Here is a 17,899-nt window from a genome sequence, read left to right on the forward strand (position 1 = left end):
GTGTTACCCTCCATTAGGAAAATAAAGCTGCCCGAGCTTCTGAATGACACGCGTTTCGTCATTTTCCGCTGCACGTTTTAATCCATTTTCCCGCAGCTTTTCCCTGTAAGAAGGATCTGACAGTACAGTCCGAATTCCCTCTGCCAGTGAAGCAGCGTTTTTCGGTTCGACCAGATGTCCTGCCTGCTGATCCAGTAAATATGGCAAACCGCCAGTACGGCTTGCAATCACAGGTGTGCCGCATGACATCGCTTCAAGCGCCACAAGCCCAAAACCTTCAATATGAGAAGGCAGGACAAACGCATCTGAAGCTGACATCCATTCAGCCAGTTCCTTTTGATTTTTCGTTCCTACATATCTTACCACATCATCAAGGTTTCGTTTACTAATCTCTTCCTGAAGTTCAGTAAAATACCCGGGACTTTTTTTCGCTCCGATCAGATAAAGCTTCGCCTGATCAAATGCCCCATCTTTTTTCAGTATATCAATTGCTTCTATTAATTCAGATAAGCCTTTTTGTTTAATGATATTGCCGACATAAAGAACGGCTTTTTCCTGCTGATTCATGCCAAGCTTACTACGCACCTGCTGCTTTTCATGAATGTTAAATACAGAGCGGTTTACACCCATATTCAACAGTTCAAGCTTTTGACGGGGCGCACCAAATTCCTGTTCAATCGTGTCATACAGCTGGTTGCCGACTGCAATTGTGTGGTCAGCGTTTTTAATAATATTTTTCGTCATCCGGTGCGTCACAGGTGAGATTCTTGCCATTTTATCAATATCACCGCCGTGTGCTGTGACGATCATATTCGTCTTATAAATCTTTTTATAGAGCATACCGAACAGGCCGCTCGGAAAAACGTAATGGGCATGCACGACATCTGTCTTTTTTCCTTTAGTAATCAGGTAAATAAGATTCTTCAATGCCCAGATGCCGTATTTTTTCAGGGCGTTTACTTTACCGCCGCGCGGATCTTTAATCGCAATGACATCCACCTGATAACCCTCAGCTTTCAGTGCTTCCACCTGGTTCTTCACAAAGATGCCAAACGTCGGATGGGCAGTGGATGGATACATATTCGTGATGACTGTAATTGTTTTAGGCATTGCCGTCTCCTCCAAACCGCTGCTTAAGTGTCTCGGGAAATGCAGCAGTTTTCGCATGAAAATTTTCTGCGATTCTCTGTACGGTTTCCTGATGAGCGTGCCAGTCTTCTTCCATTAAAGAAACCTTTTCGGTCAGTGTAGATTCTGATAGTTGTTCAATCCCTGTGTAATAATCATGCTGCTCAATCAGTTTCGAGAATGAACCAACCTTCTCATGGTAGCCAACCGCAATAACCGGCGTACCCGTTCTCACCGCTAAAATTAATGAGTGAAGCCTTGTGCCGATTATAATATCCTGCTCAGCAGAGAAGTTCATCAGATCATGCGGCTTCATATTTTTATCGATAATCTTTGAATCATGCGCCATTTTCAGCCTGATATCTCTGACGACTTCAAGGTCCTGCGGATATTTAGTCGCATAAAAAGTTACTTCAATCCCTTTTTCCTCAATCAGCTTATCAAGCGCCTGCGCAAATGACGTAATATACGCCTGGTATTTCTCTTCACGATGCACAGGCCAGTACTGGCTGCTGTAATAAGGTACCGCTGTAACAGCAACACGCTTGATCTGCTCCGTCTTTTTTCGAGGTACTTCAGGAATAAGCCCAAATGCAGGATCTGCCGTCAGTCCAATTGACTTTGTGACGCCAATTTTTTCAAGCAGCTTTTTTGAATCCTCATCACGGACTGTCACTATAGAAGCGGCATTCGTGATCTGCTTAATCAGCATCGTACCTGCAGGCGTAGTGATCGGTCCTGCCCCAACTCCCCATACAGCTACTTCACAGCCAAGTTTTTTACCGATGATCGCAATACTTGCATAGACCGGCGCATCTCGTTTATACAGATCCATCAGCAGTCCGCCGCCGCCAATGATTAACAGATCAATTTGTTTTAAGACTTTCATATGTGAACGCAGCGTAGAAGCTGCTGCAACCAGCTTATTTGATTTCCGGACGAGCAGCGGTGCTGATTTCACCTGATGCTCTTCAATCGTTTTATGCGGGTAGTTACTGAACACCGTAATATCCTTCCGGCTGATCCCGGCATAGGTTTCAAGACTTTGAAGCATGCCGGCTAATATTGCTTCGTCCCCATTGTTATCGTGTCCATAATTTCCTGCAATTGCGACTCTCATCGTGTCATCACCCGGTTTCTCTGTTTTGTGCAATACGTCCATTATAGCAATTTACTCCAGCATACAAAACATAAAAAAGAACCAGTTTGGGAGCGGGGCGTAGAAGCAGGTCTGACCCGGGTCTACGCCAGCAACTATCACCCAAAGAAAAAACAGCCCGTCATCATGACCGGACTGTCTCAATATTACTTAAGGCTATAGTAGTCTACGATTCCTCTGAACACAGCTTCAGCATAAATTTCCATATACTTAGAGCTTGTCAGCTTTGCAAGGTCAGAAGGGTTTGTCATGAATCCGAGTTCTACAAGGATTGACGGGATATTCTGATTGCGCAGAACGTAGAATGCTTCTGTTTTCACACCGCGATTTTTCATACCTGCACGTGCAACAATTTCTTTTTGCACTTCATTTGCCAGGTGGTAACTTTCAGTTGTGTTGTCATTGTATTGAACATCATAGAAAGTTTCCGCTCCGGATACAGAACTTGAACCGATCGCGTTAGCGTGAATGCTCACGAAAATCTCACCATAGTTTTTATAAGAAAAATCTACACGATCCTGAAGTGATGGAAATACATCACTCGTACGCGTCATTCTTACATCGGCACCAACTGATTTAAGTTTCGCTTCGACGCGGCGTGCTACTTCCAGGTTAATTGCTTTTTCAGTATAACCGCTTACTGATGCACCAGGATCTGTTGCCCCGTGTCCTGCATCGATGACAATAATACGGTCTTTTAAGATGTTACCTGCATTATTGATCAGCTTCAGATAAGTTTTATTAACAAAACCAACTTTTCCGCTGCTTGTCTTAATTTCTGCCCAGTAGCCGCTGATTGAAATAACATCAACGCGGTCACCTTGATTTAATACTGTTACGACCGGATGCGAAACGCCTGCGCCAGCTCTTACATTCAGTGAAGCTACAGTCGCTTTACCTGAAAGTGAAGTTGCCGGTTCCGGTGTTGGTACATTGATTGTGATGTATCCTTTATGGATGAATGCAGGAAGACCATTGTGTTCAACTCTTACCCAGTCTCCTGTCCCTCCGAACAATGTTACAGTCGTACCGTTTTTAATTTTCCCTACAACTGTAGCAGATGATGAAGGACCTGAGCGGACATTCAATTCATATGCATCAGTTACACGAGCAGTATCCGTTGGAGAACCAAGTGCGTCTCCAAGTGTGTCTAAAAATGTTACATAATACTGGTGAACATAAGCCTGTTTTCCATTGAAATCAACTTTTGCCCAGTCGCCGTTAAGGTCATAAACGTTTAAGCGATCTCCTTCATCAACAGTACCAAGAATACCATGTGCTGTACCTGGTCCTGAACGGACATTTAAATCATCCTGTTTTACAACAAGTTTTGCAATCACAGGATCAGCCGGAGATGGTTCCGGTTCAGGCTGTGGTTCCGGCTCAGGTGTTGGTTCCGGATCCGGAGCTGGGTCAGGTTCTGGTGCCGGCTGAGGCGCTTCAACTGCAAGCTTATACTCATCATTCAAAGCACGGCTCATAAATGCTGCGAACTGTGCACGGTCAACGTCTGACAACGGTTTGAAAAGATTGTTACTGCCGTTAGAGATACCGTTATAGTACAAAGCGTTAATATAAGCGACTGCCCATTCACTCTGGGAAGCATCAGTGAAAACCACCGGCTCCTGAGCTGCTGCTGCAAAGTCAAGGTCAAACGCTTCTACAATAATCTTACTCATCTGTGCTCTAGACAGATTTGCATTCGGGTTAAAGCTATCATTGCCATCTGTGAAGATACCAAGTCTGACAGCTCTTTCAACCCATCCTGATGCCCAGTGATCTGTAGGGACATCGTCAAAAGTGGCAGAAGAAACATTCAGTTCCACGCTGCCGCTTGCAACAACCAGCATTTTCGCTGCCTGTGCACGCGTTACTTTATTGTTCCATTTGTAAAGTGTGGAACCATTTTCTTCATAGCCGGAAATAACTCCTAAACTATGTAAATATTCAATTTCACTTTTCGCCCAAAAATCTGAATCAACATCGCTGAATACGCTGGAGGCTTTTGAAACACTTCCTACTGACAAAGCACTAAATACTAAGATAAGAGCCGGAATTAATATCAAAAACCTGCTTACATTTCTCAATCCGCTTTCTCCTTTCGGGGTTTAGTCATCGACTATGGTCATTCTAGCAAACTATTTTCTTATTGGCTATGACGGATTTGCAGTCTTTTAAAACGATTTTCTATGAATCTAGTTTTATTATCGTTGAAATAGGGTATATGTTTAGCTGCTATTACGAAAAACAGTGCTATTTTACCATTTTTTGTTTAAACGGCTCACTTCGCTTCAGGCGGACGCTTTCCGCATGAGCCTCTTTTTGGCTCCGGTTCAATCGTCCCTCCTCGCCGCTTCGCACCTGCGGGGTCTCACCTGTCCGACTTCTCCTGCTGGAGTCGCCGCCTTCCGCTCAGTTCGCCTCTAAGTGGTTCTGTTAGTATAAAACCATCACTACTAGAACATTAGATTTAAAACTCATTAACGTAATCATTCCATCGTCAAAATACGATACATAAACGTACTGAACTGACTGCGGTTCACTGACTCATTCGGTCTGAAATTATTACCTTCATACGGTACAGTAATACCTGCTTCAGCAAGTGCATGAATTTCTTTATGTGCCCAGAACGATTCAGGCGCATCATTAATGACCGGCTGGTACATTCCGTCGAATCCATATGCTCTTGTCAGAATGACAGCCATCTGAGCTCTTGTAAGGGATGCAGCCGAGTCAAACGTGCCGTCTGCTTTACCGCTGATAATGCCTGCATTGGCAGCGGCAGCAATTTCTTTAAAGTAGATATGACTTTCATCAATATCAGTGAAGCCAGGATCCACTACATTATCAGTCGGCAGATCCATCATTCTTGTCAGAAGGACAGCTGCATGTGCTCTGCTTAAGGTTGTAACCGGCTTGAATGTTCCATCCTGATAACCTGTGATCAGTGAGCGGTCTGTCAGATAACCGATCTGATCTCTCGCCCAGTAATCATTCGGGATATCTCTGAAAAGTGCTTCTGTGTAATCATCGCCGTATTCAGCTTTCAGGTCATCGAAGTATACGGCTCCTGCACCCTGCTTTGCTGCGTTCGGTTCAGTTACATATAATTGATTCACTTTAATTGGCGCAACTGCTGAAGCCGGCACTTTTGCTCTGACATATTGCCAGCCTGACCAGTTAAGACCGCCATCTTCTGTGAAGTCAATCGTATATGCCTGTCCTGCTGCATCTGAAAGTTTTCCTCTCAGCCAGTGGTTATTGCCGTCTCCGTATACCCACATGCCAATGTAACTCGGCTTACCGTCTATTGAGACTGAAGATGCATTTGCATATGCGGCTGCAGTACCAGCTTCCCCTTTAGAGAAATCGTACGTCAGCTTAAGTGCTGAACTGCCTTCTCTGACAGGAACAGACACGTTATTTCCCGGGAAAGAAACAGATGCTTCTGCGCGCGCTGATGATGCTTTCCAGATACTTGCAGATTCAAGTGCATCCAGCTTCTTCGCACCTTCAAATACTTCTACATTGAGGCTGCCGCTGATGCCTCTGACTGTTGCTTTAATCACAGCTTTACCGGCATTTCCGGCTGTGAATGTTCCATTTGCAGTGATCGAGCCGCTGCCTGACGCTTCCCAGCTGACAGCTGACGCATCTACCCCTACTGCATTGCCATTCTGGTCAAAACCATTTACTTTAAATGTCTGTTCAGTTCCTGGTGCCATGACTGTTGCAGTCGGTACGATCTTCACAGTTTTCAGATTGTCTGTCACTTCAACTGAAATACGCTGCGTGACTCCCCGGTAATTTGCAATTATCGTACCGGATCCTTTGTTTTCCGCAATGAATGTACGTCCTTCGATCCGCCCAATATTACCTTCTAATTCGTATTGAACGTCTTCTTGTTTAAATGCCAGATTGTGACGATTTGAGTCTGACACATAATTAACCGATAGTTCTGCGCTGCTTCCAAGTGCAACCTTATTCTGACTGATTTTTGCTGACATATATGCCGGGTCTGTATAAGGTGCTTTGCTGACAGCAGCTAATATAGTAGAAACAGATCTCATATTACCCGTTGGCGTTCTGTTAATCATAGATGGATACGCATTTCCGTATTGTCTCGTAACCATCGTTGTAGATCCGCCGCCATCAAGATTTAACGCCTGATATGCGCCAATACTGACAAGATACTGTGAAAATTCCGGAAGTGTCATCCCGGCACTTGATGACGTCGCGTCCACTGTCACAAGTTTTACCTTTTCACCAGTCGCATCTGTCACGACAGCTGTTCTTGAAGTACGCTGTCTGGCACGCGAACTTGCAGGGTCAATCGTCATATCGGCTTTGCCATTCTGCACGAGCAGCGGACCGCTTCCGATCAGATATTCAGCATTCTTCCACTTATCTTCAACATCCATTTCAAGGGTAATCTGATCTCCTTTTTCTAAAGATGTATACTGCGATACATTTGTGCCGTGTACAGAGATGACATAACCGTCAGAAGGAATTTTGGTTGAATATGTTCTGCCTGGAAGCTTAACGTTTTCAACTGTTCCAGTAATTTCTTTACCAAGCTCTCCTCCATTTTCAAGTTTGCCTGATAATCCTTTGACTGTAATTTCAACGCCATGCTCATTGGCACGCGTTTCATCATAACTCCATGATGGTGTATAAATAATTGTTTCATTTGCTTTCCTGGCTTTATTTACTGAAGAGACAGATAACGTTTTACCATTAAATGAAACACTTGAATCATATTTAAAAGTATCAATTTGAGCTTTACCCTGTGCATTCACACCGAATGCAGAAGGAACACTCATATACTCAGCCATTCCATCTGATATAACACCATAAGTTGCGACTTTATTATCTTCCGCCACTAAATAAGACGGCATCGCTGTTTCGAAATGAAAGAAAGATGCATTTACTGCACCAACCATATGATAGAGATTCTCGGTTTCTCTCGTTGCCTGAGTCTGTACAGTGCCAAGAGAAGTAAGCGGTGATGGTACACCAAGGTCAACACTTATGTATGGTGATGACGTATCAATATCCAGAATGTTAGAAACCTGGTTTCTGGCATTCATTGAAAATGAAGACTGGGTATGCTGCACCCCGGGCGTCACTTCATATGATGCAGCCTGCGCGTCAGTTGCTGCAGCACCCGCTATGGCTAAGCCGGCTACTATAGCGGCTAAGGGACGAAAAACAGTAGAAAAAGATTTTTGTACCATGTAAACCTCCAAATGTATTGTCTGAGATGAACTACTAACCTTTTCCATTTTAGTAGATGACTGTTGAAACATCAATGCGATAAAAGACATATTATATGTTACATTGATATGACTTTGATATTCTTTTGAAATAATTCTGAAATATTTTACGTGTAAATGTCATATATTAAGGGTAAATGCTTTATAATATAGGATAATTACACGCAAAAGAACGGAGGTGTCTGCGTGACTTTCAGATTAATAGGTTCCATACTCATTTCTGCTCTATTTCTCTCGCTTTTTGCCCCTGCTGTCAGTGCTTCAGACGAAGAATGGATTCTCTATTTTGACCAGCCCGAACATAAAGAAACAATAAAGACACTGCTTGAAGATCAATTGACAGGAGAACTTCCCCAGTCACTTTTAATCTCCGGCCCTGTACCTGAACATCCGCTGATCAAACGTGCTGAGCGCAACGTCTCCAAACAGGCAAACGCAGAAATCACTCCTGATGTTTACATAGACGACCAGTGGGGTCTGTCAGCTGTGAACCAGTCATCTATTCAGGAACTTTATCCAGAAGCAGGTAAGAATCTGTTACAGGATCAGACGCTTATCGTAAATGAATCAGAAACACGTACAAATAACGGTGAATTTGATGCGCAGACGATCACCTTTTTCCCTGAGCAGAAACTGTCACGCATTTCAGTAGAGATTGATGACAGTGAAACACTTTGGGGAATTGAGGCTAAAGATCAAAACGGTGAATTGATCGGGATGAATTATGGAAGGTTTTCAAAGCTCGATTTACTTGTTTCAAGTGAAGAATCAATTACAGAGATTCACCTGACATTACTTGATGAAAACGAGAATCCTGCTTTATTTAATGTAAAATCACTCATTGGTGTAAATAACCCGGTCGTCGCAGTACTCGATTCCGGTGTGGCACTTCATGAAGATTTCTGTTCGAACATCCTTTACAGTCTAAGTAAGGATTATACGAAGGAAGCTTATTCATGGGCACAGGATACTTATGGGCACGGTACACATGTTACCGGCATTTTGGCGTCATGCTATAACAACGGCCTCGGGACATCGGGCGTATTCGGAAATGCACCGATTGATATCCTTCCAATGAAAGTCCTCAATAACAGAGGAGCAGGCACTGATTTTGAGATCAGCCAGGCATTATATGATGCGATTGAATTAAATGTCAGCGCGGTGAACATTAGCATTGCCGGAAAAGGAAAAACGGAGCTGCTTAAAAATGCAGTGATGGAAGCAGCCATTCATGAAATCCCTGTTATTGCGGCCGCAGGCAACTATAACGCTTCAACAGAAGACGTATACCCTGCTTCTTATCCGACTGTCATTACAGTGAGTGGTGTGAACCAGCAAATGAAAAGAGTCGGCACTTCCAACTTCGGCTGGGAGGTTGACCTGACCGCACCCGGATTTGAAGTGCTCAGCACTTATATTGACCCTGTCTACCGGAAGATGAACGGTACATCCATGGCTGCCCCATTTGTAACAGGCGCAGCAGCCCTTATCAAACATCAATATCCTGAAGAATCACTGCTTTCGATCAGACAAAAGCTGTTTGGAAGTTCAAAAGATATCATGACTGAAGGATATGACATCTGGTCAGGGAATGGAATCGTTCAGTATCTTCCTGAAGCCTGGGAAAGTACTTCAACTCCAGAGATGGAATGGATGAATTACCGTCAGGGTCAACCATACGGCTTAAATGAGTTTCACTTATTGACAGAGGAAAGTCTGAGCGGCAGTCAGCTTCAGGTATTTGTAAATGGTAGCGAGGCTTATAGTGGTGAGATCAATAACAGCTATCAGTCAATTGAGATTGATGCACCAGTTCAGCCCGCATTTAAATTGTTTACAGCCATTACTGACGGAAACCAGATTTTGCACCAGGAATATTTGAATCTTGCGCCAAATGCTCAGGCAAGTTTTACATTTAGTGACACCCCTGATGGCTACTGGGCTTACGAAGAAATTATGCAGGCCAGCTCAACAGGTATCATTAACGGCTATGAAGACAGGACTTTCCGTCCGGATTCGCCAATCAGCAGAAGGCATGCAGCATTGATGATGAATAGACTTTTTGAATGGGATACACTCCCTTCGATGCAGTCATCTTTCAAAGATATCGAATCATTCGATTTTATGACAAGGCACTCTATCCTCTCAGCAAGCCATGAAAACGTGCTTAACGGCTATGAAAATGACCTTTTCAAACCTGGTCAGCAGCTTTCAAGATCACAGATGGCTTTAATTCTGTTTCGCGCGTTACAACTTGATGAGACAAATAGTGACATAGATCTATTATTTACAGATGTTTCACCTGAAAATGAAATTTTTTCTGCACTTTCTGCATTAGTTTCAAAAGGAATTGTTACAAATCAAACTCAATTCAGACCATATGAATCTATCAGCAGAGCTCAGTTTTCTGCAATGATGACAAGGGCTCAGCAGTATATGAACGCAAATTAAGAAGAAGCCGGTGCACCTGCACCGGCTTCTTCTTTTTCATTTATGACAGTCTTGCAATCTTTTGTTACATAACTGTAAAACGAAATTTTCAGTTATTATGCTATGATTTCCCTAGTTGATTTTTTCGAGATTCAGAAACACTACTTTTGGAGGTACGGAACTTGAAGTTATTAAAGAAGACGCTCGTATTACTTTTAGCCCTTACGTTACTTATTCCAGCGGCCCTTGACAACAACAGAGCTGAGGCAGCATCTGCATCAGACCTCACGAATTATGCCAAGAGATTCTTAGGAACACCATACGTATACGGAGGAGCATCTCCTTCAGGTTTTGACTGCTCAGGTTTTGTTCAGTATGTAATGAAAAACTCAGCAGGCATTTCCGTACCTAGAACATCAAGCGCACAGTACGGCGTTGGAACAAGTATTTCAAAATCCAACCTGCAGGCCGGAGATCTAGTATTCTTTAACACTTTCGGAAGCGGTGTGTCACACGTTGGAATTTACATAGGTAATTCTAATTTTATTCATGCACACACATACAAAGGTATTAACATTGATTCTATTAACGACCCTTACTACTGGGGATCAAGATATGTAGGCGCTAAGCGAGTGGGATCATTCGATGGGTCACCTACACAGACTGCACAGGCAGCACCATCTTACTCAGGTATTTATGCTGATATTACAAAAGACTTCTGGGCATATGATGATATTGCGTATTTAAAGAAAGAAGGCATTATGTACGGTAAAAACGGCGGAGCTTACTTCCGTCCTTATGAAAACCCTACTCGTGCTGAAGTAGCTTCATACCTTGTCGAAGCGCTTGGACTGGCGCGTATTGACACTGCAACACCATTCGGCGATGTTGCTTCAGATTACTGGGCACGCGGCGCAATCAATGCAGTCAACAAAGCAGGTATTATCACAGGCGATCAGAACGGCAACTTCCGCCCGACTGAAAAGCTTTCAAGAGAGCACATGGCGTTGATCTTTACGAGAGCATTTAACCTTAAAGCTGCTTCATCAGAATTAGAGTTTACTGATCTGCCTTCAGATCACTATGCTTATGAAGCAATTCAATCACTTGCAGCATCAGGTATTACAACTGGTAAAGCAGACGGTTCATTCGCTCCACGCGAACTTGTAAACCGCAGCCAGCTTGCAGCATTCCTGACTCGCTCACTTAAATAATGTTATCTCAAAGTTTCATCCGGCTGATTCATTCTTCCGGGTGAAGCTTTTTTTATTGAAGAAATACATGTTATAATGCATTGACATGTTTTGATTGGAGGTTTTTTCCGTTGGCCAGAGAACGTATTGCCGGCATAGACTGGTTAAGGGCTTTTGCCTGTTTGAGCGTTGTGTGGGTACATTCCCTTTCAAGGGCGCTTGTTACTTATGATCTGCCTGAAGAGTCAGTTGAACTGGCAAAAATGCTTCAGATCGCATTTATCTTTGCAACACCTATGTTTGTCATGATGTCCGAATACATATTAAGCTATTCTTACCCTGACCGTGTACCAGGCGGCTTCTGGAAAAAAAGAATTTCTTATATTCTTATTCCCTACTTTACGATCCCATTTATTTATGCCGGGTATTTCGGTTTGATTGGCACATTTACATGGGAAGCCATTTCTGACCGTGCTTTCAACTTTATCCTGTATGCCAGCTGGCACGGTTATTTTATTCTAATTATTTTCCAATTTTATGTGCTACATTTTATATTTAACCGGATTCATAAATACTTAAACCCTTATCTGATGATTTCTTTATCAATTTTAATTACAATGGCTTACAACCTGTTTTTCAAAAACTTCTCTTCTCCGGGCGGCAACTGGGATTTGATCTGGAATCATTATGGGATCATCTTGTTCCCGGGGTGGCTGGCATTCTTTACAGTCGCTTATTTTGCCGGGAGATATGCTGCAGAGATTAAGCCTTTCTTAAAGAAGGCTGGCCCGGGTTTTATTATACTGACAATTATCGCCCTCCTTTATTGTATTTATAACGTGATGGACGGCCCTACAAGTATTTCATCCCGCAGGAATGATGTATTAATCTATACAATCCTGTTGTTTATGACAGTGCTTTCGTTTTCTATCTACATTAAGAAGGTTCCTTACCTGATAAAAGTCATCAGTAAATACTCTTTTGCAATTTACCTGCTTCATATGCTGCTCCTTCAGGTCTACGCAAGGTATGTGCCATATGAGCTGTCTGTGATTCCATTTACATTAAGCGTATTTGTGTTTGGTGTGGTGGCAAGTATCGCGATCTCCTGGGTGCTGAAATGGATTCCCGGCTCACAATTTTTAATCGGACAGTTGAGAAGATAGACGAGTTTCTACTATTATATATGTGTTTAATTAGAAAAAGCTGTGATCAGGATTCTGATCACAGCTTTTTCTGTTTAATTAATTAATACTTCCTATCCTCAAGCAACAGCTGAAGGATTTTTGCAATCTGTGCTTTACTCATAGACTGGTTTGGACGGAACGTACCATCATCGTACCCGGATACATATCCTGCACTCGATAAGGCATCAACATGCGGTGCTGCCCATGCATAATTACCCTGCAGGTCTGTAAAAGATTTAGGCTCACCTTCAGGCAAATCAAATGTCATATCAAATATTTTTGCCATCTGTGCACGTGATAACGAATTGTCCGGATTAAACTTTTCTGCTTGTACAAAAATGCCAAGGTCAGCAAGTGCTGCAATTGCATCGTAATTTGGATGCGTAACAGGTACATCACTGAAGCCCGGGTTAGGCACTTCCTCGAGCTCTTCATCTAAATACAGTACGTTATAAAGGGCCTGGGCCGCTTCAGCTCTTGTAAGCTTTCCATTTGGATTAAACTTGCCTTCTTCATCAGCTGTTACAATCAGTCTCTTCGATAGACCGTCAATATATTCTTTTGCCCAGTGAGTGGAAGACACATCACTGAACGTTAACGGATGATGATACGTATCAATAAACTCATTCGCCATCACGCGATAACCGATTGTATTCGGGTGGATATCGAACTGATTCGGGAACCATTGGAATGCATCACGGCCAAATACAGTGTCGATGTCGATGTATTTTCCGCCTGCTTCAATTACCTTACGCTTAATCGTGTTATTTAAAAACTCAAAGGTATCGTAAAATGCTTCTTTTTGTACCTGGTCTAACGCCGGGAGTGGGAAAGCATAGCCAAAGGCATAGACGTCTGCGTCCGGATTGATCGCATTGATTTCCTCATGTAATGACGCCAGACGATTATTCAGTGCAAAATATACGCTAGCAATTTCATCACGGTCAAATGATAATTCACCAGTTTCTTCATTGATATTAAGGATTCCCAACAGATCATTACCGCCGGCTGAGAGCGTAATCAGGTCAGCCTCACTCAGCTTCTCTCTTAACTCCTGATTCGTCTTAAGATCCTCAAGCAGTTCCACTGAATCAAAACCAGACCGAGTAAATTCCTTTGTGTACTCCGCAAGCTTCCCTCTCTTCGCCAAATCCTGAGCGATATAATCACTGTAGCCGACATCTAGCTCTCTCTGGTCATTAATCCCGGCAGCATACGAATCGCCAAGTGGAATATATGTAATCGGCTCTTCAAGCGTATGCGCATCTGCACCAGGCAAAAATACAGCAAACAACAAAGTCAGGCTCATCAAAGCAGACATCACTTTCTTCAAATATAACACCCCTTTTTACTCATTTTTTCTATTATACTACGCGAATATGACATTGGAAAAATTTTTGGAAAATTAGTTTTTGAAAGCGGTGGCACACCAGGGACGGAGCTTGCTGTACCGTTATTAGAATGATTCCAAAAATAACACAACAAGCTCCGTCCCTCCTGTGCCGCACCAAAAAACCCGCCTCCATAGAAGCGGGTTTCTCACTGATTTATTTCACAATCGGCAATACTTTCACATAATGTCCTGATACGTAAGCTTCTTTATTTACACCTACGTCTGATATAATTTTGACCCACGGGATATCCGATGCGCCTGTTGCTTCACCTTTAATGATGACTGGCATATCGGTTTTCGGGTATGTGAACAGTTTTGTTTGGTCGGTCAGTTCAGGTGCTGTTCTAATGTTTAGCCCTGTTGTTGTTGTGATACCGATTTGTTCTGCGTTCTTAAGGTCTTTTCCACCTAAAGCTTTATCAATGCGGTACATGTGGCCGGCAGCTTTTGATCCCCAGTAAGGATCTGAAGCGTACTTCACGTTAAAGCCGTAACCTTTATGACCGAATGCTGCCCCATTTGCATGAGGACCTGTCGGTGGAATATAGTTTTTATTCCAGAATTCATTTAAGAGCTCGTCCACATTGTCCTGTACCGTTTCGAAATAATCATTTGCAGGATTATCATCGTAGACGCGCAGTCCGAACAAGTTATTATAAGTCTGAGCACGTTCGCTCATCCCGTAAGCTGACTCGTGCTGTGCAAGAGCCAGAATCATCAGTGCATTTACACCTTCTTCTTTTTCAACCTTTTTCAGATGTTTTCCAAGACCAACAAGCTTACTGCGTTTATAAGCGTCTTTATAGACCGTGCTGTTTGGATTGCGTTCTTCTAGTCTCTTTAACTCATCAATAATATACTGATCAATTTCTTCAGCTGTATAATTTGTGGTGCTTCTTGCCGGAAGGTGCTGGAAGTATTGATACCCTTCCGCTACTTGTCTTCCATTTGCGTCATAGAACGTTGCACCATCCCAGCTGTAATACGTTTGTCCCTGGACAAGGCTGTCAGGTGCAGGTCCGGCGATATAGCTTGCAGCTGAATCTCTGCTGTTCATGTATACGCGGTGCACAAGCTCACCTGAAGCATTGACAGAATAACTCGAACGGTCTTCAAGTACGCTGAACGGAATCAGCTTTACATTGCTGTGCTTTACATAACCGATTTTGTTTCCAACTTGAACCTTTACCTTATCCTGATCGGCATCAAGGTAACGAAGCTCAGTGTCATTGACTACATATGTCCATGCAGATGTCATTGATTCATTATATACATTCGTTAATGAACTTGTTGGTGAAGGTACAGTTAACGCAATTCCCGTATTCATTTTAATCACTGATTCACCAAATGTTAGATACTTACCTGAACTTCCTTTGTAAGCGCTGAGTGCTTCATTATATGTGGCATATTCTCTCTCCACAAACATTTCACCTGCTGCTGTGAATGAACCGATTCCGTACCTTGCTTCCGGTTTTGCCGGTTCTTCTGGTTCTTCAGGTTCTTCTGGCGTTCCAGGCTTTTCAGGATCTTCTTCATCAGGAACAGGCTCTGTTTCAGCCTTAATCGTGTTCAGCAATTCATAGATTACTTTAGCAGCCTGTCCACGCGTTGATGCTTCTTTTGGCGCAAAGTACTGCTGGTTGTTAATCGTTTTACCATTAATGATTTTATAGTAAACGTTCACTGATACGTGCTCTAAGTAATCCTTATTAATCAGATCGTTATCCGCAAAACGAAGCGTTGCTCTTTCAGCATCAACCTGAAGATAATCAAGCGCGCGTTTCAGCATAACCGCCATGTGCTCGCGTGAGATCTGCTGGTATGGACGGAATGTACCGTCCTGATAGCCTGTGATAATACCGGCTCCGGCAGCTCCCTGGATGCGATTGATGGTTTCTTCATCAGACGGCATATCGCTGAAGTTTTGTGTGGTATCAGGCTCTAAGTTCAAAGACCTTGAGATCAGCGAAGCAAATTGTACGCGTGAGATCTTATCATACGCGCCAAATGATCCGTCATCGTAACCTTTCATGATATCCTGGCTGATCAGCGCTCTGATCTGCTCCTCCATCGGATGGCCGGTGATATCATCTTCTGCATTTACCTGACCGGCTGATCCGATCAATGGTACAATCAGCAGCAATGAAAGAAATAGTTTCACTGCAATATTGCTTTTTATCATTCTCCTGCACTCCCTTTATGTGTATCTTGATGCCATGACTTTTTACAAATTTACCTATCTTCTATCCTATCACACAGACAGCATTTTTCAGCTGTTTTTTTACAAAAAAGAGGACTTTCTATACAGACGATTTACGAAAGAAAACAGATTCATTTTTTACAAGTGTTCACGAATTATTTACACTGAGTGAATAGATTGTCTTGTATTTTCATTTATGTATTGATATCATCTGTGTTTATCCGCTATTATTAAGTGGATTGCTCAACTAAAGGAACAGATGAAAATCTGCGCGATATAAATCTCCATCATTATTGAAAAGGACAGGAATGAAACTATGCTCAAGTCGTTACAAACCAATGAAAAAATCATACTGCTTTTCTTCTATTTCATCGCACTTCAGCCAGTTATTGATGTGCTCACAACGTTCAGTATCACACAGCTTCAGATCAGCGCGACAGTCGGTGTCCTGATCAGAGTGCTTTACATGGGTGTCAGCGCCCTCTTCCTGTTAATCAATTGGAAAAATAGTAAAATCGCTAAATTTGCAGTGATTTATCTGCTTGCATGGGGTGTATTCCTGCTGATCAACCTTGGTGTCAGCTATATGGAAAAACCACTATTCTATTTTGGTGAAGAAATTAAATACCTCGTGAAGCTTTCATACTTTAATGTTGTATTATTGAACTTTGTTTTCCTATTCCGCTATTTCTCAAAACATCTGAACCTGGCAAAAGTATTTTTCCACAACATGATGATTGCCGCGATCTTTATCGGTATCGTCATGGTGGTCGCTATTTTAACAGGTACAAGTCTTGAAGCATACGAGTGGACGAAGACCGGTTTTACTGGCTGGTTCTTTGCAGGGAATGAACTTGGTGCATCACTCGCCATGATTCTTCCGATTGTTCTATACTTTGCTATTTTGAAAACAGAAAGATTAAAAGACTTTGCTTACTGGATTCCATTTATTTTAGTCAGCTTCTCACTGATCATGATCGGTACAAAAGTTGGTTATGGTGCAGTCGCGATTACACTCGTGATGGGTCTGATCAGCGCAGTATTCGCACTCATTGCTAAAGTCAGACACTTTGGTAACTTGAAAGTCAGTGCTGCATTCACACTTGCCCTGTTGATTGTGCTTGGTGCAGTCACACCTTTCACACCAGTCTTTATGAACACATACGCACATATTGATCTGCTTGAGGATCAGCGTCAGAAAGAAAAGGAACAGGAGCCTGAAGACGGTCAGGTAGAAGAGCCTGTTGAAGAAGACGAAAGTAACCTGAACAGTCTGATCTTAAGTAACCGGGATCTTTTCCTGAACCAGTTTGGTGAGTATTATGCAGAAGCACCTATCACGCAGAAAGTGTTTGGTATGGGATATGCCGGTAACTTTGAAGAAGTTCCGAAAATGATAGAAATGGATTACTCCGATGTCTTCTATTCAGTCGGGATCATCGGCGCGATCCTTTACTTCCTGCCAATCGCGTACATCGGATTCTCAGCTGTCAGAAATGTACTGAAAGAATTCAAAGCCATCTTCTTCCCGCACTATGCACTTGTCATCTCAAGCATCGTGCTCGGACTTGGAATTGCACACTTTGCAGGCCACGTATTCACAGCGCCGGGTGTCAGCATTTACCTGGCCATCGTCGCCGCATATTTCTATCACCACCTGAAAACGCAGCATGCATGAACATAACCCGGTGCCTTTGGTGCCGGGTTGTTTTTTGGGGACGGAGTTTACACTCTATTTTTTTGGGACAGAGTTGGTGGAGTGGTAACTCCGTCCCCTTTTTGCTCCCTCTCTTCTCTCGCCTTTTGTGCTCCCCGCTGGTTTTGGGGACAGAGTTGGCGGAGTGGTAACTCCGTCCCCACTAAAATAGTCAGGGTTGGCTTGGAGAATATTGGCTGATACAATAGAAAAGATGATTTCATAGAAGTGAGGTTT

At 43.0% G+C, this 17,899-nt stretch carries 10 protein-coding genes; 4 read left to right on the plus strand and 6 right to left on the minus strand.

Annotation, left to right across the window (positions count from 1 at the left end; all coding sequences use genetic code 11):
• Positions 1-3: 3 nt before the first annotated feature.
• The 4 genes from KP77_RS13595 to KP77_RS13610 all read right to left on the minus strand — a co-directional run bounded on the left by KP77_RS13595 (position 4) and on the right by KP77_RS13610 (position 7,524).
• Positions 4-1,110, minus strand: coding sequence for a glycosyltransferase family 4 protein (locus tag KP77_RS13595; RefSeq protein ID WP_235420721.1), 1,107 nt, complete (start codon positions 1,108-1,110; stop codon positions 4-6).
• Complete coding sequence (locus tag KP77_RS13600; RefSeq protein ID WP_052474228.1) at positions 1,103-2,290, minus strand: polysaccharide pyruvyl transferase family protein; 1,188 nt, start codon at positions 2,288-2,290, stop codon at positions 1,103-1,105. Before KP77_RS13600 ends, KP77_RS13595 begins: the two co-directional genes overlap by 8 nt.
• 143 nt (positions 2,291-2,433) lie before the next feature.
• Positions 2,434-4,374: an N-acetylmuramoyl-L-alanine amidase gene (locus KP77_RS13605; protein WP_041123273.1), complete on the minus strand. Its 1,941-nt coding sequence runs from the start codon at positions 4,372-4,374 to the stop codon at positions 2,434-2,436.
• A 402-nt stretch (positions 4,375-4,776) separates the two neighbouring features.
• A complete protein-coding gene (locus KP77_RS13610; protein WP_041123274.1) occupies positions 4,777-7,524 on the minus strand; it encodes a phosphodiester glycosidase family protein in 2,748 nt (915 codons plus the stop codon).
• 225 nt (positions 7,525-7,749) lie between these two features.
• On the opposite strand from KP77_RS13610, the gene KP77_RS13615 reads away from it, so the two are divergent.
• From KP77_RS13615 to KP77_RS13625, 3 genes are all read left to right on the plus strand, one after another.
• The gene (locus KP77_RS13615; RefSeq protein WP_041123275.1) at positions 7,750-10,014 is read left to right on the plus strand and encodes a S8 family peptidase; all 2,265 of its coding nucleotides are present in this window, start codon (positions 7,750-7,752) and stop codon (positions 10,012-10,014) included.
• Positions 10,015-10,175: 161 nt separating this feature from the next.
• Positions 10,176-11,207, plus strand: coding sequence for a C40 family peptidase (locus KP77_RS13620; RefSeq protein WP_041123276.1), 1,032 nt, complete (start codon positions 10,176-10,178; stop codon positions 11,205-11,207).
• 110 nt (positions 11,208-11,317) lie between these two features.
• On the plus strand, positions 11,318-12,352 hold the full coding sequence (locus tag KP77_RS13625) for an acyltransferase family protein (protein WP_041123277.1): 1,035 nt from the start codon (positions 11,318-11,320) through the stop codon (positions 12,350-12,352).
• Positions 12,353-12,434: 82 nt separating this feature from the next.
• On the opposite strand, the gene KP77_RS13630 is transcribed toward KP77_RS13625, so the two are convergent.
• Positions 12,435-13,697: an S-layer homology domain-containing protein gene (locus tag KP77_RS13630; protein ID WP_235420726.1), complete on the minus strand. Its 1,263-nt coding sequence runs from the start codon at positions 13,695-13,697 to the stop codon at positions 12,435-12,437.
• A gap of 223 nt (positions 13,698-13,920) precedes the next feature.
• On the minus strand, positions 13,921-15,948 hold the full coding sequence (locus tag KP77_RS13635) for an S-layer homology domain-containing protein (protein ID WP_041123279.1): 2,028 nt from the start codon (positions 15,946-15,948) through the stop codon (positions 13,921-13,923).
• A 334-nt stretch (positions 15,949-16,282) separates the two neighbouring features.
• Between KP77_RS13635 and KP77_RS13640 the strand changes: the two genes are divergently transcribed.
• Entirely contained in the window at positions 16,283-17,644 is a 1,362-nt protein-coding gene (locus KP77_RS13640) for an O-antigen ligase family protein (protein WP_052474231.1), read from the plus strand.
• Positions 17,645-17,899 lie beyond the last annotated feature (255 nt).

The organism is Jeotgalibacillus alimentarius, assembly GCF_000829445.1.
Classification (GTDB): Bacteria; Bacillota; Bacilli; order Bacillales; family Jeotgalibacillaceae; genus Jeotgalibacillus; species Jeotgalibacillus alimentarius.

Coding starts and splice junctions, on each gene's coding strand:
- KP77_RS13595 (WP_235420721.1), bottom strand. CDS start 1,110: ATGCCTAAAACAATTACAGTCATCACGAATATGTATCCATCCACTGCC.
- KP77_RS13600 (WP_052474228.1), bottom strand. CDS start 2,290: ATGGACGTATTGCACAAAACAGAGAAACCGGGTGATGACACGATGAGA.
- KP77_RS13610 (WP_041123274.1), bottom strand. CDS start 7,524: ATGGTACAAAAATCTTTTTCTACTGTTTTTCGTCCCTTAGCCGCTATA.
- KP77_RS13635 (WP_041123279.1), bottom strand. CDS start 15,948: ATGATAAAAAGCAATATTGCAGTGAAACTATTTCTTTCATTGCTGCTG.
- KP77_RS13640 (WP_052474231.1), top strand. CDS start 16,283: ATGCTCAAGTCGTTACAAACCAATGAAAAAATCATACTGCTTTTCTTC.